Source organism: Aureibaculum luteum (assembly GCF_003449015.1).
In the GTDB taxonomy this organism is placed as follows: domain Bacteria; phylum Bacteroidota; class Bacteroidia; order Flavobacteriales; family Flavobacteriaceae; genus Aureibaculum; species Aureibaculum luteum.
On the sequence record NZ_QRGD01000001.1, the window covers coordinates 979,032 to 998,821 of the forward strand.

The following is a 19,790-nucleotide window of genomic DNA, read 5'->3' on the forward strand; positions in this document are numbered from 1 at the left end:
TGAAATATCAAATGTGTTAAGGCACAATTCCTATTAATTATAGAATTGGACTAATCTAATAGCAATAATGAAGTGTATGAAGCTTTAATCAATGGTTAAACCATCAAGTTGTTGCCTATATGGTTTAATAAAAGTTAAATAACCTGCTTTAAGACTATCTTTAATTGGCTCTGCAGAGGGTAATTTTTCCTTTAATGGATCTACCTGTACTCCATTTTTCCAAAAACGGTAACATACATGAGGGCCAGAAGTATTACCAGTCATACCAACATACCCTATAACATCTCCTTGTTTAACAAAGTCGCCTCTTTTTACAGCACGTTTACTCATATGTAAGTATTGAGTAGTATATACTGAATTATGCTTAACCTTAACATAATTTCCGTTACCACCTCTTCTAGCAGATTCTATAACCGTACCATTTGCAGTACTCATAATTGGCGTACCAACTCCTGCAGCAAAATCAGTACCTCTATGTGGCTTTATTTTACCATAATATCTAATAAACCGCTTTAAGTTATATCGAGATGATATTCTACTGAAACTTAAAGGAGCCTTAAGAAACTGTCTTCTTAACGAGTTAGCTGTATCGTCATAATAATCAGATATATTTTTAGTAGAATCTGTGACAAAATTAAAAGCATAAAAAGGTTGGTTTTTATGTTCAAAGTATGCTGCTTTTATTTCTCCTAAACCAGCATATATAGTATCGTCAATAAATTTTTCTTCGTATATAACTTTAAAATTATCGCCTTTTTGAAGGTGGAAAAAATCGACCGTCCAAGCATAAACATCAGACAATTCATTAACCAAAGCATAATCTAACCCTTTGTCTTGCATTACCAACGAAAGAGCATATAAACTATCAGAAATAGCTCCAGAAGCTTCTTTTACTACTGTTTTAATTTTCTTTTCATGAAATTCATAAAAGATAGAATCTGTAAAATCAATAATCACATATTCAGTTATTCTGGGTTGGTATACAAATACCTGAGCTTTTTCAGTAGTATCTTTATTGGCTAATATAACATAAGGTTTACCTACAATTAATTTAGCTACATTAAATGTATCTTTAACTGACTCCACAATATTGTAAACTTCACTATAATCTACATGATGATTATTTAGAATTTCACCAAAGCTATCACCGTTTCTAATGGTATCTTCAATTACTTTATAGTCATCTAAAGTATAACCAAATTTTTGAATCAGTTCGGGAATTTCAATTTTAGTTGAGATAACTTCTTCTTCAATTTTATCACTTTTACATGAAAAAAAGAATACAATTAAGAGGAGAAAAATTAGGTTTTTCACTGTATTTTATTGGCTTTTTTTTAAGAATGCCACAAATCTACTATTTTACCTACTATGAATAAAGTTAAAGTAACAAAAATTTGTATCTGGGATTTTGAAACTACAGGTTTTAATCAAAAATCATTGGAAAGGAATTTGCCAAACCCTTATAAAGATCTAAGTCTGCTCTTAATGATCCGACAGCTAAATCTGCCTTAATTCGAAGTGGTATTTTATTTTTATCATTGCTAACCCAAACGGTTATACTTTCCTTAGCTTTAAAAACACGACCTGCCTGTACCAGTGGTCTAAACTTTGCACTGGCTACTTTACCAAATTTCGTTTTTATAGTTTCAGTACCTAAATAACGTAACCTAAAAGGATAATTCTTTTCATCAAAAAACATGGTTAATTTAACTTCATCACCAGGTTTCATTTTTGAAATGTCTTGATTTCTTAAATAATACAACGTAGAAAGCATATCATGTACACCTTGATCTGTACTAAACATTTCTTCTGTCTTTTTTTCATGATCTTTTACAGTAGCTTTATTACTATTTTGATGGAAATGTATTTCTTTATCTTTAGTATAGCCACCTTCATCTATCTTTCTAATGAATTTATATGGAAGTAAATTATTCTTATAAAAATAGGTTTGATAATCGTCATTAACTTTAAAAAACCACCCCGTAACTCCAGTAGTTTTTCCTTTCCCTTTGATATGAAAAGAAGGTTTTCCATTATTAGTACTTTCCTTAATTTCTAAGGTTGCACTACCTGCATTAAACCAATTACTATAACTGATTCTATATTTTAATAATTCTCCCTTTTTAAACGCAGGTTTCACATTCTGTGCTTGTAGAACAAAAGAAAAGATAAGTAAAAGAAAAAGTGTCTTTTTATACATGTTTAATCTATTTGTATGATAAAATACAATTATTGTTCCAAAAAAGAAAACCCTTAAAAATAATACATTTTAAGAGTTTAACTAATTTCATTGTCAATTTTATTATAGTAGCTTGTTAATTACTTTCAAAATCTCATCATCACCTATAATTTCTAAAGGTCGCTTTGTTCTTTTTTATTAAATGTAATTTATTGTCGCTCAAAAACACCGCTACTTTCAGTTTCTTCTCCGCTATTTGAAACCATAATTAATATATCACCGTCAAATTTAGGAGTTACCACATCACCATCAATATTATATAGGCTATTGCCAAAGTTTACCCAAGTACCTTCATCAATTTTACCCATTGAAATACACGCATTATCAACGTTCGAACCAAAATGTTCTACATCAAAGAGTCCATCCGTCTTAAAATCAAGTAAAACTGCGTCTTCACAATCTATTGTATTCACAATTCCATGAGCCCTAATCTCAATCAACTTCCATTTTCCAAGTAATTCATCTTGATTGGTAGCTTCTTCATTATTGTCACAAGCCATAAAAGTTATGGCAACAGTAAGTAATAAAATAAAGGTTTTCATTAGTACTTAATCATTAGGTTGACTACCTTAACGAGAAAACTAAGTCAATATTTTATAAGCTTCTAAATTTGTTACTCCCCAATTCTCAAATTCTTCTTTACTCCATAAATCAGGAAAAAATATTCTTTTTTGATATTTTGGGTGCATGTATTTACGCCAATCACTACCTCCTGTAGCCTCATCTTGGGTACCTATGTATTTACCTGCAGCCTCATAATGTGACATTACCCATTTAATATTAATACAATAATCTAAATGACGCATCGCATTAATTAAATCAATATTTTCTTTATCTTTTTCAGGTAACGATTTAAACTTTGACCATAAATTAATCGTATTATATTCCTTCATGATACTCAGGAATTCCGTTTTATACTTTTTTTCAAATTGTTCTAATAAAAACGATTTTTTACCTGTTTTATAATCTTTACCAGCCGCTTGCCAATACAAATGTTCAAAAGCATTTTCAAAAGCAGTATTGCGATCAATTTTTGATCTAAACCTATAATCAATCAAATTGATTAATTCAGTACTACAAAATTCAATCAATCGATATTGGGCACTTTGAAACCCACTAGCAGGTGTTAATGTATCTCTAAATTTTGCATATTGCTCACGTTCCATACCATCTCCCATAATAGTAAAAGAGGCCGTTAGCATGTCAAAGTAACGACTTATTCGCATTAACCTTTCTGTAAAAAATTTAGTAGTCAAATTTTCATGATGAGCTACCTGTTCAATTTCCCAACGTATCATTTTAAAGATAAGTTCGTTAATTTGATGGTACATTATAAAGACCATTTCATCTTTAAAACCGGTTCGCTGTACTTGTAAATTTAACAAGGCATCAGTTTGAATATAATCCCAATAAGTAATGGGTTTACTATACAACAATCCATCCAATTGTGTTTCTAAATCTTGATCAATGACGTCGTATTTTTCTTTTAATAGTTTTATCCTCTGTTCAATGTTCTTGTCCATTCCGTATAATTTGATACACAAAGATAGTTTAAATCAATTCTAACTTTAAAATAGTTTTTGTGCTGTCAGTTACTTTAAATCTTTCATCTAACCTAGCATCAATAACCCAAACAATTTTATCATCTGAAATTAATACCCAAGTATTTTCTTTGTCAAACAAAGAGTATTTCTGGTCTTTAAAAAATTTACTTAATTTCTTTTTACCCTGCATCCCAAAAGGGTAAAAATAATCACCATTTTGCCATTTCCTTAGGGTTATTGGCCATATAAGTTGATCAGCATCTACAAATATTGTATTTGATTCTTTTACAGGGTAAAAGTTATCAGATGTGGTGATTTTAAGTTGAAACAATTCTGTTTGAATACTACTTGGAAAGCTCTTTAAGGTATAAATTTCATTTCCCGGTTCAGCTAATTTTGGCGATACAATTAAAAAATCTCTATCCTTAAGAATACGATGTGAGTTACTCAGAACAAATTTACCAGCTTGTGCCTCCAACAAATTATAAATATCATTCCAGGCAGTAAAATTGTAGCCCTTTAAAAGCTCATAAAGGAGGGCTTTACTACTTGCTAATTTTTTAAGCTCATTAATATCCAGAGTTAGAATACCATTAGTATCAGAATGCACAACTTTGTGCTTTATGTTTTCTACAGATGCTGCAACTATTTGTTGTGTATCTTGTAGATGATGAATAGTGGTTGAAAAAGTATCTAAAAACCTTGGATTGATTGATTTTAATGCAGGAATCACATCGTGTCTTAATTTATTTCTTAGATATTTAGTTTCTGCATTTGAAGTGTCTTCTCTCCATTTTAAATTTTGTTTTCGAGCATATTGCTCAATTTGATTTCTACTAAAAGGCAACAAAGGCCTTACAATAGCTCCATTTTTTTCTGGAATACCTGTCAACCCATCTAAACCTGTACCTCTACTTAAATTGATTAAAAAAGTTTCCAAATTATCGTCGGCATGATGTCCTGTTAGGATATAATCTAGATCGTTATCAATTAATAAGTTTTTAAACCAATCATATCTTAATTCTCTAGCTGCCAATTGAATGGATAGCTTTTCTGCTTTTGCAATAGCTTTGGTTTCAAATTTCTTTGTAAACACCGGAATTTGAATTCTATTTGCTATTGCATTTACAAAAACCTCATCCTGATTAGCATCAGCCCCTCTTAATTGAAAATTACAATGGGCTAATGAAATGTCAAAGTCCAATTCATTTAACAGTTCAGCAAGTACAACGCTATCTACACCACCTGAAATGGCAATTAGTAGCTTCTTATCTCTTAGATAAGAAAAATTAGTGGCGATATGTTCAGAAAACTGGTCTAACAAAACAAGGTAAAGATAATGGTTCTAAAGCAAAAAAACCGTCTCTTCCGAAGTATCGGGATGAGGCGGTTTTTTTATATTTATTTAATCTATTATTTAGTCTTCGTAATGATTGGCAACTAATAAATCAACATCGTCACCTTCTACAGTTTCAACAGTAACGTCTTTTACGCCATCTACTTCTGTAGTAGTAATAACAGTAGCATTTTTTTCACCGTTTTCCTTTTTAACCAAAACTTTCATTTCTTTATTTACATCATCAGCAACTGAAATTACAGTCTCTTGATGAGCTGGTGTACCTTCGTTTGTATATGCTGTAACTGTTTCAGCAGAAATTGCAATACTAGGAGCAATAACTAAAGCCACCACTGACATTAATTTTAATAAAATATTTAATGAAGGTCCTGAAGTATCTTTAAAAGGATCACCAACGGTATCACCTACAACTGCAGCTTTATGAGCATCAGTTCCTTTTTCACCTTGTTCTTCTATTGTTTTCTTCGCATTATCCCAAGCACCACCAGCATTTGATTGGAAAATTGCCATCAACACACCACAAGTAGTTACACCTGCCAACAAACCACCAAGCATTTCAGCACCACCTATAAAACCAACAGCTACAGGAACAACTATTGCTAAGAGTCCTGGTAATACCATTTCTCTAATTGAAGCTTTTGTTGAAATATCAATACATTTTCCATAATCTGCTACACCATCAGCAGCATCAAAAATTGCTCTATCTTCTTTAGAAGCTTTAGTCATATCAGAATCATACTTACGCATAATTCCTAATGCAGCTTTTAATTCTGGTATGTCTCTAAACTGACGTCTAACTTCTTCAATCATCGCCATAGCTGCACGACCAACAGCATTCATTGACAAGGCTGAGAATACAAATGGCAACATACCACCTACTAAAAGACCTGCCATAATTTTAGGCTGAGATACATCAATTGCTATAACACCTGCTGTCTTCATAAAAGCTGCGAATAAAGCTAAGGCAGTTAATGCTGCTGAAGCGATAGCAAAACCTTTACCAACAGCCGCAGTTGTATTACCCACTGCATCTAATTTATCTGTACGTTGACGAACTTCACTTGGCAATTCTGCCATTTCAGCGATACCACCTGCATTATCACAAATAGGACCGTAAGCATCTACTGCTAATTGAATCCCCGTATTTGCCAACATACCAACCGCAGCAATAGCGATTCCATATAACCCCGCAAAATGATGTGATACCATAATAGCTGCAGCAATTAAAAGAATAGGAATCATTGTTGACATCATACCCACGCCTAAACCAGCAATAATATTTGTAGCTGCTCCTGTTTCAGATTGTTTCACAATGGACATTACAGGTTTTTTACCCGTAGCTGTGTAATACTCCGTTATTTTACCAACACCCAAACCAGCAACTAAACCAGCAATTGTTGCCCAGAATACACCCATTGCTCCGAATGGCAATTCTGCATGAGATTCAGGAATTAATGCATTTATAATAAAATAAGATGCCACCACCATTAATCCTGCCGAACCAAATTCGCCAATATTTAATGCTGTTTGTGGGTTTCCACCATCTTTTACTTTTACAAAAAATGTTCCTAATATTGACATTATGATACCTACAGCTCCAAGTACTAAAGGCAAGTAAACAGCTCCCAAGCCATCAAAATTAGGTGTTAGAATATAAGCTCCTAATACCATTGTTCCTATAATTGAACCGACATAAGATTCGAATAAATCAGCTCCCATACCAGCAACGTCTCCAACATTATCACCAACATTATCGGCAATAGTTGCAGGATTTAACGGATGATCTTCTGGAATACCAGCTTCCACTTTACCAACTAAATCTGCACCAACATCGGCTGCTTTTGTATAAATACCTCCACCTACACGAGCAAACAATGCAATTGAAGATGCTCCTAATGAAAATCCTGAAAGTACATTTAATACCATCGATAGATTTTCAGCTTTTAAGTCGACTGATAAACCTGTTGATGGCCACATAAATTGATATGCCATAAATAAACCACTTAATCCCAAAATACCTAAACCTACAACGCCTAATCCCATTACAGCACCACCAGCAAAGGCTACTTCTAAGGCTCGCCCTAATGATGTCCTTGCAGCTTCAGTAGTTCTAACATTTGCTTTGGTTGCTACTTTCATTCCTATAAATCCTGCTAAGGCAGAACATATAGCTCCAATAATGAATGATACTGCTACCATGCCATTAGACCCTACTTCATTTGTTCCTTTAAAGAACAGTAAGACAGCAACTGCAGCAACAAAAATTGCTAAAACCTTGTATTCGGCTTTTAAAAATGCCATGGCACCATCAGCAATATTCTTAGCGATACGTGACATTTTTTCATTACCAACTTCTTGCTTTGAAACCCATCCGCTTTTTAGAAAAACGAAAATTAAAGCTACAACACCAAATAGTGGTAAAAATTTTATTATTAATTCCATAGAGTATAAATTAGGTTAGTTTAAATTTCAGACGCTTTTGAGTTTCAAACGTCCATAAAAACAAAAGTAGTAAAACTGTATATATAAAAAAAACTACGCCATAAAATAACGTAGTTTAAACAATTTATAAATAACTATTTAGAAATTAAATAGTAAAAGTTCTATTTTTTTTATGTTCGCTATCATTATATCTTTGAACACATTCATTATAAATGTTCACCGCTTCTTCAGCATTTCCCCAACCACCTGTATCAACTTTCTTCTTTTCTAAATCTTTATATACTTGAAAGAAGTGTTCAATTTCTTTTAATCTATGTGGATTTAAATCGCTAACGTCACTATTATTACTCCAAATAGGATCTGAAACCGGTACGCAAATGATTTTTTCATCAGGTCCTTTTTCATCTGTCATGTGAAAAACTCCGATTGGTCTTACTTCCATAACAACCATTGGATAGGTTGGCTCGTGTCCTAAAACTAGCACATCTAAAGGATCACTATCTAAAGCCAACGTTTCTGGAATAAACCCATAATCACCTGGATACATCATCGACGAGAAGAGCATACGATCAAATCGTATCTTATTTAAGGCAAAATCGTATTCATATTTATTTCTACTACCCTTTGGTATTTCAATCAATACATCAAATGTAACGTCTTTCTTTTTTGAACTCATTTCTCTTTATTTAATTTTAGGCAAAAGTAATAAAAAGAATAGAATTTTTTGCATCATGACAATATAGATATGACGTAAAATAAAGAGCTACTTTAACGCGTGAAATAAAGTACTTTGCACTTTAAAAATAATTATAACAATTTAATGTCTAGGGAATCAAAATATTTTTTACTTTTGCACCCTCATATCCAACATGATATGTTAATGTTTGTTTACAATGCCTTGGTGGTGGAACTGGTAGACACGCTGGATTCAAAATCCAGTTCTTTCGGGAGTGTGGGTTCGATTCCCACCCAAGGTACTAAAAGAGTTATGAATTGTGAGTTCTGAATACGAGTGTCTAAATCTCATAAATAAAGTCTAACATAGAGTTCCCTATGAAACAAAAAATACCTAAACCTAAACTTTTCGCTTGTTCGCAGTCTGTTGAATTAGCTACAGAAATTGCTGCAGCCTATGGTTGTAAATTAGGTAAATCTAAAAAAAGCGTCTTTAGTGATGGTGAATTTCAGGTTTCTTTTGAAGAGTCTATAAGAGGGCGTCGTATTTTTATTATTGGTTCTACATTTCCTAATTCTGATAATTTAATGGAAATGTTATTAATGATTGATGCAGCTAAACGGGCATCAGCTAGACATATAACTGCAGTTATACCATATTTTGGATGGGCTAGACAAGATCGTAAAGACAAACCAAGAGTACCAATTGCAGCTAAATTAGTTGCTAAATTATTAGAATCTGCTGGTGCAACTCGAATTATCACAATGGACTTGCATGCAGATCAAATTCAAGGTTTCTTTGAAAAACCAGTTGATCATCTTTTTGCTTCAACCATCTTTTTACCCGCAATTAAAGCTCTTAATTTAGATAACATTACCGTTGCATCTCCAGACATGGGAGGTTCAAAAAGAGCGTACGCTTATTCTAAATTTTTGAAAAGCGAAGTAGTAATTTGTTACAAGGAACGTAAAAAAGCCAATGTAATTTCTCATATGGAGCTTATTGGAAATGTAGAAGGTAAAAATGTAATTCTAGTTGATGATATGATTGATACTGCCGGAACTTTAACTAAGGCTGCGGATTTAATGATGGAAAAAGGAGCTAAAAGTGTACGTGCAATTTGTACTCACCCAGTATTATCAGGTCAAGCATATGAACGAATTGAAAACTCTAAACTAGAGGAACTTATAATTACAAACACAATACCATTAAAAAGACACATTGATAAGATTAAAGTAGTATCTTGTGCCCCTTTATTTGCTGATATTATGCACAAAGTGCAAAATAACAATTCTATCAGTGGACAATTTTTAATGTAATATAAATCAGAAACAATTAAATAAATAAATAAATGAAATCGATTACAATCAAAGGATCCAAAAGAGAAATCGTAGGCAAGGTAGCAACCAAAGCTTTACGTAATGCTGGAAAGGTGCCTTGCGTATTATACGGAGGAGAAAAACCTGTTCACTTTTCAGCAGATGAATTAGAGTTCAGACATTTAGTTTATACTCCAAATGTATATACTGCATCGATTGAACTAGAAGGCGGAGAAAAATTTAACGCCATTGTTCAAGATATTCAATTTCACCCAGTTACGGATAAAATTATTCATATTGACTTTTATCAATTATTTGATGACAAAGCAGTATCATTAAACATTCCTGTAAAATTAGAAGGTAGTGCCCCTGGTGTTATCAATGGTGGTGTATTGCGTTTTCCAAATCGTAGATTAAGAGTAAAAGCAATTCCTGCTAATTTACCTGATTTTATAAATATTGACATTTCTAAACTTAAAATTGGAGATAAAGTGTTTGTAGAATCTCTTATGAGTGAAGAATTTGAAATTTTACACCCAGAAGACATGGTTGTTGTGCAAGTAAGAACTGCACGTGCAGCTATTGTAGTTGATGAAGAAGAAGAAGGTGAAGAAGGCGAAGAAGGAGCAACTGCTGAAGGTGGTGATGCACCAGCTGCAGAAGGAGAAGCTTAAAAAGCAACTTTTTATAAATAGTTAAAAAAAGCCTCGCTATCGCGAGGCTTTTTTTATTTTTGTCATTTAAATACAACTAAAATGGGATTGTTATCCTTTATAAAATCATTTTTTAGTACAAAAAATAATATCTCACCCGATATGAAAAAATTCTTAATAGTAGGACTAGGTAATATTGGTTCAGAATACGAAAATACTCGTCATAACATTGGATTTAAAATTTTAGATAGATTAGCTTCTAAAGAAAGTATTACGTTTGAAAATAAGAAACTAGGAGCCATTAGTCAATTCAGGTTTAAAGGAAGGACCTTTATCTTATTAAAACCTTCTACTTATATGAATTTGAGCGGAAAAGCTGTAAAATACTGGATGACGAAAGAAAACATTGCTCTCGAAAATGTACTGATCATATGTGATGATTTAAACATTTCCTTTGGAACAATTAGAGTAAAAGGTAAAGGTAGTGCTGGCGGACATAATGGACTAAAAGATATTAATGTACAACTAAACACGCAAAACTACCCGCGGTTTAGATTTGGTGTTGGTGATGAATTTAGCAAAGGCAGACAAATTGATTATGTATTAGGTAAATGGACTCCAGAAGAAGAAACCAAACTGATAGAAAGATTAGATAAATCATGTGAACTGATCAAATCTTATGGTACTGCAGGTTTAAATAATACAATGAGTGATTTTAATGGAAAATAAAAAAACTCCAAAAAGACATATGTTCTTTTGGAGTTTTTTTCTAATTATCTTTCCTGTTTACTCAACAGTAACCGATTTTGCAAGGTTTCTAGGCTGATCAACATTACAGTTACGCATTACCGCAATATGATACGATAAAAGTTGTAATGGAATAGTAGTCAACAATGGCGAAAATGCTTCTTCAGTATCAGGAATTTCAATGATATGATCTGCAATTCCTTTAACTGTGGTATCTCCTTCAGTTACCACCGCAATAATTTTACCACTACGAGATTTTATTTCTTGAATGTTACTTACAGTCTTTTCGTAATGCCCTCTGTTTATAGCAATTACAATTACAGGCATTCTATCGTCAATTAGGGCAATAGGTCCATGTTTCATTTCGGCAGCAGGATAACCTTCTGCGTGTATATAAGAAATTTCTTTTAATTTCAAGGCACCTTCTAAGGCTACAGGAAAGTTATAACCTCTACCTAAGTACAAACAGTTAGTAGACAGTAAATATTCTTTAGCAATTTCTTTTACATGATCATTTACCTTTAATGCTTGTTCTACTTTTCCAGGAATTAATTCTAACTCTTGTAAATGTAATCTATAATCAGAACTAGACATTGTTCCTTTTGCTCTCGCTAAACGTAAAGCAATTAATGATAGAACCGTTATTTGGGTAGTAAATGCTTTGGTTGATGCTACACCAATTTCTGGTCCTGCATGCGTATACGCACCAGCATGAGATTCTCTTGCAATAGATGATCCTACGACATTACAAACTCCAAAAACAAACGCTCCTTTTTCTTTTGCTAACTTGATAGCAGCCAAGGTATCTGCAGTCTCACCAGATTGTGAAATTGCAATGACAACATCTTTATCAGTTATTATTGGGTTTCTATATCTGAATTCAGAGGCATATTCAACTTCAACAGGTATTCTAGAAAATTCTTCAAAAATATATTCAGCAACTAAACCTGCATGCCATGAAGTACCACATGCTACAATGATAATACGATCTGCGTTTAAGAACTTTTTCATATTATCTTCAACACCGGCCATTTTAATAATACCTTCGTCTCGTAATAATCGTCCTCTATAGGTATCTTTTATAGCTCTAGGTTGTTCATAAATTTCCTTCAGCATAAAATGCTCATAGCCACCTTTCTCTATTTGTTCAAGGTTCATTTGTAACTCTTGAATATCTGCATCAACTAATGAATCATCTTTTATTTTTCTAATTTTGACATCTTTACCAACTCTAATGATTGCCATCTCCTCATCATCCAAATAAATAGCATCTTTGGTATATTCTATAAAAGGTGAGGCATCTGAAGCTATAAAGAACTCCTTTTTATCTTTACCCACACCAATAGCAATAGGACTTCCTAAACGTGCAACAACGATTTCATCTGGATTTCTTCTATCAAACACTGCAATGGCATATGCACCAACCACTTCATTTAAGGCTATTTGAACCGCTTTACCAAGTTTTACTTTATTGTTCTTCTGAACTTCTTCTATCAGATTTATCAAAACTTCAGTATCAGTATCACTATGAAAAGTATAGCCTCTGTTTATTAATTCTTTTTTAATAGTATCATAATTTTCAATGATACCATTATGCACAATTACTAAATTTCCTGATTGTGACGTATGTGGATGTGAATTTATATCATTTGGTACACCGTGCGTCGCCCATCGTGTATGACCGATTCCTAAATGACCTTCTTTATTAGTAACTTTTTCAATAAGGTCACTTACCTTACCCTTTGTTTTTGCTAAATTTATTTGTTTACCGTCATATAGGACAAGACCTGCACTATCATAACCCCTATATTCTAATCGTTGTAAACCATTAATAATAATAGGATAAGCATCTCTATACCCTATATAACCTGTAATTCCACACATCGTAATTATTCTTTTTAATTATTATTCGTTAATAATTGTGTAAAATATTTCAAGTTTTAATCTTTGTTCGTCAGTATCAATAAGGTTATTGCCTTTTAGAACTACTCCTTTCGGGTTCCAACTATAATCTTTAATAATAGTATCAATAGCACTTGTTGGAAAATCGCTTGAGTGAGCCACTTTTATTGCTAGCTTATTTAGTTCTAAAGGCTCATCTGATTTTAAAACTTCTGAAATATAATCCGTTATAGTAAACTCATATTTTAACGGTTTATTGTCATCATCTCTTTGCAAAACACCATCAAATTGTCTTATCGAAGCTTCTGACATGGCATCAAGAATTTGGCTTTTGTAATCATAATTGTACAAATACAATTGTTGTGGTATTATAGTATCGCCTTGATTTTTAATATATAATGAAAGGGTTGCTCCATTAATTAACCAGTTTTTATTCCTAATTTCGTCTAATTCGGTATCATCAAGTCCTTTAAACAATTCAACAACTGCCTCAGAACCAGCAGCACCCTGAATATATAAGCTTTCCTCGCCATTACTAGTATCAGGGCTCATCAATTTAGTATCGATGTCAGAAATAGCTTGTGAATAATCTCGATTATAAATTTCAGTTATAATACCACTTAGTGGGAAAATTGCTGTTTGCTTCGTTTTTACTGGAACATCTTCATCATCTGTATCTCCATCACCATTTAAATCGCCCGTTGTTGTAGTTTCATCTGTTAACACAATATTACTATAATAAAAAGTCATCGAGGCATTTGACATAGCTAGCGTCATTAAAGATCCATCTGTACCATCCGCTTCAATAATTAATCCTCTAAAATAATTTAAAAAATTATCACTTGAATCAAATGCACCTGAATTTTGCTGATCAATAAATCTTGTTCTAAAAAAAGTAGTATCTAAAGGTATTTTTATTGATGGTGATATGGTTGCCGATTTTATGGTATCTGTATCATCAACCGTATTTACATCTCCATCTAAGAAATTTCTTTTAACATATAAAACCGTATCATTTGCATTCGGCTTAAAAAGACCTGAATAAAGTAGGTCTTTTTTTGTGTAGGAGGCATTAGAATAGTATTTTTTATTTTCCGTTGGGTCTAATGGATCTAAATTGTTCAGATAAGTTCCATTTTCATAAACCGAAAGCATAAATTCTTCATCCTCTTTTCCAAAAATTGAATCCAATTCAAAAACAGGTCTACCATTATCACCATCCTCTAATTGCGTAGAATAATAAGGAATATTTAAAATTACAGCATCGATTGACATATTATCAGTAAATGAAACAGAACCAAGACCAACTTGACTAATAACAGATGCTTTTAAAAGTCCAAAATTATCATCTTTAATTACACCTAAAAGATGAGGATTAACACTGCTAATTTGAGATCTAGTAACATTTTGATTATAAGCCACAACTTCAAAAGTTTCACTTTCCGTTGTAAACAAATCATTATCTACCAAACCAACACCAACATTTTGAAAGTCTTTTTCACAAGAAATTACACCCAATAATACAATAGAAAATATAGCTATATATTTAATGCTGTTCACAATTTTTTTAGTCATAAACAATAAATTATTTTTAAAATTATTTTATAAAACTTCGGTAAGGTAAAAGTTGGAATATATATCTGAAGGTTCTTCTCCAGCTTGGTGCCCAAGTAGAGGAATTTCTTTTTGATTAATAAACTCTGCTATTTCTTCAGGAATAGTCTCGCTTCCCTTGATAACAGCATCAGAGTTTTCAATTGCTATTTTCATCAGATTATTATAACTTGTTGTAGAAATGGACTGTAGTTTTTCGTCATTTATACCATCAAATCTAATTTTATCTTTAAGTTTATCACCGATGGTTCCTTTAAAGCCACTATCGTAAACAGAAGTAACTATTTTACTATTGATATATAAAGGGTCATTTTTATAGTATTCTCTCAAATACAAAGGTAATAATGAAGCCATCCACCCATGTACATGAATAATATCAGGAGTCCAATTTAATTTTTTGACAGTCTCTATAACACCTTTTGCAAAAAATATAGCACGTTCATCATTATCTTCAAATAATTTTCCATCCTCATCTGAATATACAGCCTTACGCTTAAAATACTCATCATTATCAATAAAATAAACTTGCATTCTTTCTTTTGGTATAGAAGCAACTTTAATTATCAACGGCATATCCATATCGTTGATAATCAAATTCATACCCGACAATCGAATAACTTCATGCAATTGGTGTCTTCTTTCATTGATAACACCAAATCTTGGCATAAAAATTCTAATTTGAGCACCTTTACTGTGCATTAGTCTTGCCAACTCAAAGGAAGTGCTTGCTGTATCTGTTTCTGGTAAATAAGGAATTACCTCCGATGATACATACAATATTCTCTTATCTTTCATAAAATCCGTCTGTATTTAAGAATAAGCAAAATTACGAATTTTTGCTTAGATTTAGGCTTAAAATCTTAAGTTTACGCCCTTTTAACACTAATTAACATTAAAATAGATGGATGTTTTTTATAAAAATAAAACTATCGAAGCGTTTTTAAACTCGCTTGATACTAATATTTCTGTAGGGTTTGTACCTACAATGGGAGCTTTGCACAAAGGTCATATATCACTAATTGAACAGGCAAAATCTGAGAACAACATAGTGGTGGTTAGCATTTTCGTTAACCCAACACAGTTTGACAAAGAAGAGGATTTGATAAAATATCCTAAAGATTTAAAAAAAGATCTGGAGCTATTAAACAGTATAAATTGTGATATAGTTTATGCTCCAGATGCCTTAGAAATTTATAACAATAAAATTAAATCTAAGTCTTTTAATTTTGATGGGTTAGAGCATCAAATGGAAGGTAAACACAGAAAAGGACACTTTGATGGCGTTGGAACTATAGTAAAAAAGTTGTTCGAAATAGTAAAACCAAAAAGGGCTTATTTTGGAGAAAAAGATTTTCAACAATTACAAATTATAAAAAAACTGGTTGAAAAGCATCATTTACCCGTTCAAATTATTCCGTGTGCTATTTATAGGGAAGATGATGGATTAGCTATGAGCTCAAGAAATACTAGACTTACGAGCACACAAAGAGAAGAAGCTCCATTTATATTTCAAACATTAAAAACGGCTAAAGAAAAGTTTAAATTAGAATCTATTTCTACAGTAATAAAATGGGTTGAAAAACAGTTCAACGCTAATAGTATTCTAAAGTTAGAATATTTTGAAATTGCCAATGAAACTACTTTAATATCCGCAAATCGCAAACGAAAGGGTAATAATTACCGAGCATATATTGCTGTATTTGCAGGTGAGATTAGATTAATTGACAATTTAGCGTTATAAAAGACCTTAAAATTAATTATCTTTGCACAAAATTAAAAAAACGCTTGTGGATATTGTCGCATTAAAATCAAAAATACATAGGGTAACCGTAACTGGTGCCGATTTAAATTATATTGGAAGCATAACCATTGATGAAAATTTAATGGATGCCGCAAATATGATTCAAGGAGAAAAAGTACAAATTGTTAACGTTAATAATGGTGAAAGAATTGAAACTTACATTATTAAAGGCGAAAGAGGGAAGGGTGAAATTGTATTGAACGGACCTGCAGCCAGAAGAGTTGCTAAAGGAGATATTGTTATTATTATTGGATATGGTATAATGGATTTTGAAGAAGCAAAAACCTTTGAACCGACTGTAATATTTCCTGATGAAAAAACAAATACGTTATTAAGTTAAACTGACCTTATTGAACAAAAAACTTAGAAAATCATTATTTTTAATACTCCCAATTGCCTTGGGAGTTTTTTTAGTTTGGTATTTTTTATCAAAACTAACACCAGAAGATAAAACTGCTATAATTAACTCATTTAAGGAAGCTAATTATTGGTGGGTATTGCTGTCTTTAGTTTTAGGGGCTTTAAGTCATTTATCAAGAGCATATCGTTGGCAATTCATGTTAAAACCGTTGGGTTATAAGCCAAAATTTGCCAATAGTGTAATGACCGTCCTTGTTGCATATTTAGTGAATCTTGGTATACCACGTGCTGGTGAAATTGCTCGTGCAACGGGGATTTCAAAGTACGAAAACATCCCATTTGAAAAAGCTTTTGGAACTATCGTTGCTGAACGTATTGCAGACGCTATTATGTTAATGGGAATTATAGGGTTAGCCTTTTTTCTACAAGCTGAATTACTATCAGAATATTTATTTAAAGAGGAAGGCAGTGGCATGCAAAAATATATTGTATTTGCCGTAATTGCAGTATTGACAATTAGTTTTTACTTTATCATCAAAAAATCAAAAAACCCATTTTTTATTAAAATAAAGCAATTTATTAACGGGTTAGTAGAAGGTGCTATCAGTATTTTTAAAATGGACAACAAATGGTCTTTCATTTTCCATACCTTATTTATTTGGTTAATGTATGTTTTAATGTTTTATGCAGTGAGTTTTGCCTTACCAGAAACCTCAAACTTACCTTTTGAAGCTATTATCGTTGGTTTTGTGGTTGGCGGAATAAGCATGGCAGTAACTAATGGAGGTTTTGGAACCTACCCAATTGCCGTTGCTAGTGTGCTTATTTTGTATGATATACCTGACAATCCAGCAAGAGCTTTTGCATGGATAATGTGGACAGCCCAAACATTAATGATATTGTTATTTGGTGCTTTATCTTTCTTAATTTTACCTATTTACAATAGAAATAGAACCTAATGAAAACTTATTACAGTAACGGAAAACTACTGCTTACTGGCGAATACCTTGTCCTTGACGGAGCAAAAGCCTTGGCCTTACCTACAAAATTTGGGCAGAACATTACTATCAAAAAAATTAATGAAGACAAACTTATTTGGGAAAGTTATAATGACCAAAATGAGTTATGGCTTCAAGTTGAATTTGATTTACCTAGATTGCGAATTATCTCGGCAACTTTTGAATCTAGTAAAGAGGGTGGTGGCGATTTATTAGCTGAAAAACTTCGAGAAATAATAATAAGTGCTAAATCGCAATCCCGAATACTCGGGACAAACTTTCTCACAGAAAAACAGGGATATTATTTAAAATCAACACTTGATTTTCCAAGAAATTGGGGATTAGGTTCTTCATCTACCTTAATCAATAACATTGCTCAATGGGCAAATGTTGATGCTTTTAAATTGCAATTTTCTAATTTTGGTGGTAGCGGATACGATATTGCTTGTGCCCAAAACGACGAACCAATTTTGTATCAGAAAATAAATAAAAAACCAATAGTTGAAACAATAGCTTATAACCCAACATTTAAAGAACAACTCTATTTTGTGCACCTCAACAAAAAACAAAATAGTAGAGAAGGTATTGCTTCGTACAGAAATTTTAAGGGTAACATAAATGAATTGACCCGTGAAATTTCTGATTTAACCAATGAAATTAGTACTGTTGAATCTTTATCAATTTTTGAAAAAATAATCAGTGAACATGAACGGATTATTTCGACAATAATTCAACAAAAACCTGTTCAAGAACAATTCTTTTCTGATTATTTTGGTCAAACGAAAAGCCTTGGTGCTTGGGGAGGCGATTTTATTTTAGCTACAGGTAATGTTGATACGCCTGAATATTTCAAACAAAAAGGTTTTGGAACAGTAATTTCATATACCGACATGATATTATGCGACAAAAAATAGTAATTATTGGTGGTGGAGCTGCAGGATTTTTTGCTGCAATAACCTGTGCAGAAAACAATCCAGATGCTAAAATTATTATTTTAGAACGCGGTAAGGAGGTACTTCAAAAAGTAAAAATATCTGGCGGTGGAAGATGTAATGTAACACATGCCTGTTTTGATCCAAAAGAACTTTGTGAGTTCTACCCAAGGGGAAATAAAGAGTTACTTGGGCCTTTCCATCAATTTATGACTGGCGACACAATGCAGTGGTTTGAGGACAGAGGGGTGGAATTAAAAATTGAAGCTGATAATCGCGTTTTTCCTGTATCCAATTCTTCACAAAGCATTATGGATGTATTGCTTAAGTCAACTACAAAACTGGGAATAGTTACTAAATTAAATCATAAAGTCGAATCTTTTAAAAAGGCCGGAGATCAATGGAGCATAATAACTAATAAAGGTGATTTTATCGCTGATAAATTATTGATAGCTTCAGGCAGTAACACTAAAATATGGGAAATGTTGGAAAAACTTGGACATACCATTATTCAGCCCGTACCGTCACTATTTACTTTTAAAATAAATGACAAACGTATCAAAGAAATTCCAGGGGTATCTGTAGTAAATGCAACAGTTTCAATAGTAAATTCAGAGTTTCAAACAAATGGACCATTATTAATTACCCATTGGGGAATGAGTGGACCGGCAATTTTAAAACTTTCTGCATTTGGAGCTCGTTTTTTAGCCGAGAAAGACTACCAATATAATGTAGAAGTGAATTGGCTATCAAAACCAACTCAACATGTTCTGGAAAGCTTAAAGAGTATTAGAAAAGATAATCAAAAGAAACAGATAATTCTTAAATCTGCTTTTCAAGAAATACCAAAACGCCTTTGGGAAAACTTAGTGTTGGCTTCTGAAATTGACAGTAATTCTAAATGGGCAGATGTATCGAACAAACAGCTCGAAAACCTCAGCAATCAACTTACACAAGGACTGTTTAATGCTAATGGAAAAAGCACCTTTAAAGAGGAGTTTGTAACCGCTGGAGGAATAAACTTAAAAGAGGTTAATTTTAAACGTTTTGAAAGTAAACTCCACAGTAATTTATTTTTTGCTGGTGAAGTGCTAAATATTGACGCCGTTACAGGCGGATTTAATTTCCAAAATGCTTGGACGGGTGGTCATATTGTTGGGAATACAATGGCAGAAAAATGATACATTTGATAAAATAATTTTCTGA

The 19,790-nt window shown here is 32.5% G+C and carries 18 protein-coding genes and 1 tRNA gene; 9 read left to right on the forward strand and 10 right to left on the reverse strand.

The window, feature by feature from the left end; genetic code table 11:
- Nucleotides 1-84: 84 nt before the first annotated feature.
- The 7 genes from D3P13_RS04290 to D3P13_RS04320 form a co-directional block, all read right to left on the reverse strand.
- Nucleotides 85-1,314, reverse strand: a complete 1,230-nt coding sequence (locus D3P13_RS04290; protein WP_117880037.1) for a M23 family metallopeptidase — start codon at nucleotides 1,312-1,314, stop codon at nucleotides 85-87.
- A 109-nt stretch (nucleotides 1,315-1,423) separates the two neighbouring features.
- Complete coding sequence (locus tag D3P13_RS04295; RefSeq protein ID WP_117880038.1) at nucleotides 1,424-2,200, reverse strand: DUF3108 domain-containing protein; 777 nt, start codon at nucleotides 2,198-2,200, stop codon at nucleotides 1,424-1,426.
- Between the two features lie 188 nt (nucleotides 2,201-2,388).
- Nucleotides 2,389-2,781: a hypothetical protein gene (locus tag D3P13_RS04300; protein ID WP_117880039.1), complete on the reverse strand. Its 393-nt coding sequence runs from the start codon at nucleotides 2,779-2,781 to the stop codon at nucleotides 2,389-2,391.
- A gap of 39 nt (nucleotides 2,782-2,820) precedes the next feature.
- A complete protein-coding gene (locus D3P13_RS04305) occupies nucleotides 2,821-3,762 on the reverse strand; it encodes a tryptophan 2,3-dioxygenase family protein (RefSeq protein WP_117880040.1) in 942 nt (313 codons plus the stop codon).
- Between the two features lie 28 nt (nucleotides 3,763-3,790).
- On the reverse strand, nucleotides 3,791-5,107 hold the full coding sequence (tilS, locus tag D3P13_RS04310; RefSeq protein WP_117880041.1) for a tRNA lysidine(34) synthetase TilS: 1,317 nt from the start codon (nucleotides 5,105-5,107) through the stop codon (nucleotides 3,791-3,793).
- Nucleotides 5,108-5,200: 93 nt separating this feature from the next.
- Nucleotides 5,201-7,582: a sodium-translocating pyrophosphatase gene (locus D3P13_RS04315; protein ID WP_117880042.1), complete on the reverse strand. Its 2,382-nt coding sequence runs from the start codon at nucleotides 7,580-7,582 to the stop codon at nucleotides 5,201-5,203.
- Nucleotides 7,583-7,727: 145 nt separating this feature from the next.
- Nucleotides 7,728-8,258: an inorganic diphosphatase gene (locus D3P13_RS04320; RefSeq protein WP_117880043.1), complete on the reverse strand. Its 531-nt coding sequence runs from the start codon at nucleotides 8,256-8,258 to the stop codon at nucleotides 7,728-7,730.
- 219 nt (nucleotides 8,259-8,477) lie between these two features.
- Here D3P13_RS04320 and D3P13_RS04325 point away from each other — a divergent pair.
- From D3P13_RS04325 to pth, 4 genes are all read left to right on the forward strand, one after another.
- Nucleotides 8,478-8,559: transfer RNA gene (locus D3P13_RS04325), tRNA-Leu, on the forward strand.
- A gap of 76 nt (nucleotides 8,560-8,635) precedes the next feature.
- Entirely contained in the window at nucleotides 8,636-9,577 is a 942-nt protein-coding gene (locus tag D3P13_RS04330) for a ribose-phosphate pyrophosphokinase (RefSeq protein ID WP_117880044.1), read from the forward strand.
- A gap of 32 nt (nucleotides 9,578-9,609) precedes the next feature.
- Nucleotides 9,610-10,251, forward strand: a complete 642-nt coding sequence (locus D3P13_RS04335) for a 50S ribosomal protein L25/general stress protein Ctc (RefSeq protein ID WP_117880045.1) — start codon at nucleotides 9,610-9,612, stop codon at nucleotides 10,249-10,251.
- Nucleotides 10,252-10,332: 81 nt separating this feature from the next.
- Entirely contained in the window at nucleotides 10,333-10,959 is a 627-nt protein-coding gene (gene pth, locus D3P13_RS04340) for an aminoacyl-tRNA hydrolase (protein ID WP_394336447.1), read from the forward strand.
- A 57-nt stretch (nucleotides 10,960-11,016) separates the two neighbouring features.
- Here the strand turns inward: pth and glmS are convergent, their stop codons facing one another.
- From glmS to D3P13_RS04355, 3 genes are read right to left on the reverse strand one after another with little or no spacing between them, the layout of a single operon-like run.
- Complete coding sequence (gene glmS / locus D3P13_RS04345; protein WP_117880046.1) at nucleotides 11,017-12,861, reverse strand: glutamine--fructose-6-phosphate transaminase (isomerizing); 1,845 nt, start codon at nucleotides 12,859-12,861, stop codon at nucleotides 11,017-11,019.
- A gap of 21 nt (nucleotides 12,862-12,882) precedes the next feature.
- The gene (locus D3P13_RS04350; RefSeq protein ID WP_117880047.1) at nucleotides 12,883-14,454 is read right to left on the reverse strand and encodes a DUF4270 domain-containing protein; all 1,572 of its coding nucleotides are present in this window, start codon (nucleotides 14,452-14,454) and stop codon (nucleotides 12,883-12,885) included.
- Nucleotides 14,455-14,481: 27 nt separating this feature from the next.
- Nucleotides 14,482-15,288 carry a glycogen/starch synthase gene (locus D3P13_RS04355; RefSeq protein ID WP_117880048.1) on the reverse strand — a complete coding sequence of 269 codons (807 nt, stop codon included), beginning with the start codon at nucleotides 15,286-15,288 and terminating at the stop codon, nucleotides 14,482-14,484.
- A 106-nt stretch (nucleotides 15,289-15,394) separates the two neighbouring features.
- Here D3P13_RS04355 and panC point away from each other — a divergent pair, with 106 nt between their 5' ends.
- From panC to D3P13_RS04380, 5 genes are read left to right on the forward strand one after another with little or no spacing between them, the layout of a single operon-like run.
- Nucleotides 15,395-16,234 carry a pantoate--beta-alanine ligase gene (panC, locus tag D3P13_RS04360; RefSeq protein ID WP_117880049.1) on the forward strand — a complete coding sequence of 280 codons (840 nt, stop codon included), beginning with the start codon at nucleotides 15,395-15,397 and terminating at the stop codon, nucleotides 16,232-16,234.
- Nucleotides 16,235-16,280: 46 nt separating this feature from the next.
- The gene (gene panD / locus D3P13_RS04365; RefSeq protein WP_117880050.1) at nucleotides 16,281-16,634 is read left to right on the forward strand and encodes an aspartate 1-decarboxylase; all 354 of its coding nucleotides are present in this window, start codon (nucleotides 16,281-16,283) and stop codon (nucleotides 16,632-16,634) included.
- A 10-nt stretch (nucleotides 16,635-16,644) separates the two neighbouring features.
- The gene (locus D3P13_RS04370; RefSeq protein ID WP_117880051.1) at nucleotides 16,645-17,613 is read left to right on the forward strand and encodes a lysylphosphatidylglycerol synthase transmembrane domain-containing protein; all 969 of its coding nucleotides are present in this window, start codon (nucleotides 16,645-16,647) and stop codon (nucleotides 17,611-17,613) included.
- Nucleotides 17,613-18,566 carry a GYDIA family GHMP kinase gene (locus D3P13_RS04375; protein ID WP_117880052.1) on the forward strand — a complete coding sequence of 318 codons (954 nt, stop codon included), beginning with the start codon at nucleotides 17,613-17,615 and terminating at the stop codon, nucleotides 18,564-18,566. Before D3P13_RS04370 ends, D3P13_RS04375 begins: the two co-directional genes overlap by 1 nt.
- Nucleotides 18,551-19,765, forward strand: a complete 1,215-nt coding sequence (locus tag D3P13_RS04380) for a BaiN/RdsA family NAD(P)/FAD-dependent oxidoreductase (RefSeq protein ID WP_117880053.1) — start codon at nucleotides 18,551-18,553, stop codon at nucleotides 19,763-19,765. Before D3P13_RS04375 ends, D3P13_RS04380 begins: the two co-directional genes overlap by 16 nt.
- The last annotated feature ends 25 nt before the right edge of the window (nucleotides 19,766-19,790 follow it).

Excerpts from the sequence above, each read along its gene's own strand:
- D3P13_RS04295 (WP_117880038.1), bottom strand. The coding sequence starts at position 2,200 with ATGTATAAAAAGACACTTTTTCTTTTACTTATCTTTTCTTTTGTTCTA.
- D3P13_RS04300 (WP_117880039.1), bottom strand. The coding sequence starts at position 2,781 with ATGAAAACCTTTATTTTATTACTTACTGTTGCCATAACTTTTATGGCT.
- D3P13_RS04305 (WP_117880040.1), bottom strand. The coding sequence starts at position 3,762 with ATGGACAAGAACATTGAACAGAGGATAAAACTATTAAAAGAAAAATAC.
- D3P13_RS04315 (WP_117880042.1), bottom strand. The coding sequence starts at position 7,582 with ATGGAATTAATAATAAAATTTTTACCACTATTTGGTGTTGTAGCTTTA.
- D3P13_RS04320 (WP_117880043.1), bottom strand. The coding sequence starts at position 8,258 with ATGAGTTCAAAAAAGAAAGACGTTACATTTGATGTATTGATTGAAATA.
- D3P13_RS04330 (WP_117880044.1), top strand. The coding sequence starts at position 8,636 with ATGAAACAAAAAATACCTAAACCTAAACTTTTCGCTTGTTCGCAGTCT.
- D3P13_RS04335 (WP_117880045.1), top strand. The coding sequence starts at position 9,610 with ATGAAATCGATTACAATCAAAGGATCCAAAAGAGAAATCGTAGGCAAG.
- pth (WP_394336447.1), top strand. The coding sequence starts at position 10,333 with ATGGGATTGTTATCCTTTATAAAATCATTTTTTAGTACAAAAAATAAT.
- glmS (WP_117880046.1), bottom strand. The coding sequence starts at position 12,861 with ATGTGTGGAATTACAGGTTATATAGGGTATAGAGATGCTTATCCTATT.
- D3P13_RS04350 (WP_117880047.1), bottom strand. The coding sequence starts at position 14,454 with ATGACTAAAAAAATTGTGAACAGCATTAAATATATAGCTATATTTTCT.
- D3P13_RS04355 (WP_117880048.1), bottom strand. The coding sequence starts at position 15,288 with ATGAAAGATAAGAGAATATTGTATGTATCATCGGAGGTAATTCCTTAT.
- panC (WP_117880049.1), top strand. The coding sequence starts at position 15,395 with ATGGATGTTTTTTATAAAAATAAAACTATCGAAGCGTTTTTAAACTCG.
- D3P13_RS04375 (WP_117880052.1), top strand. The coding sequence starts at position 17,613 with ATGAAAACTTATTACAGTAACGGAAAACTACTGCTTACTGGCGAATAC.
- D3P13_RS04380 (WP_117880053.1), top strand. The coding sequence starts at position 18,551 with ATGCGACAAAAAATAGTAATTATTGGTGGTGGAGCTGCAGGATTTTTT.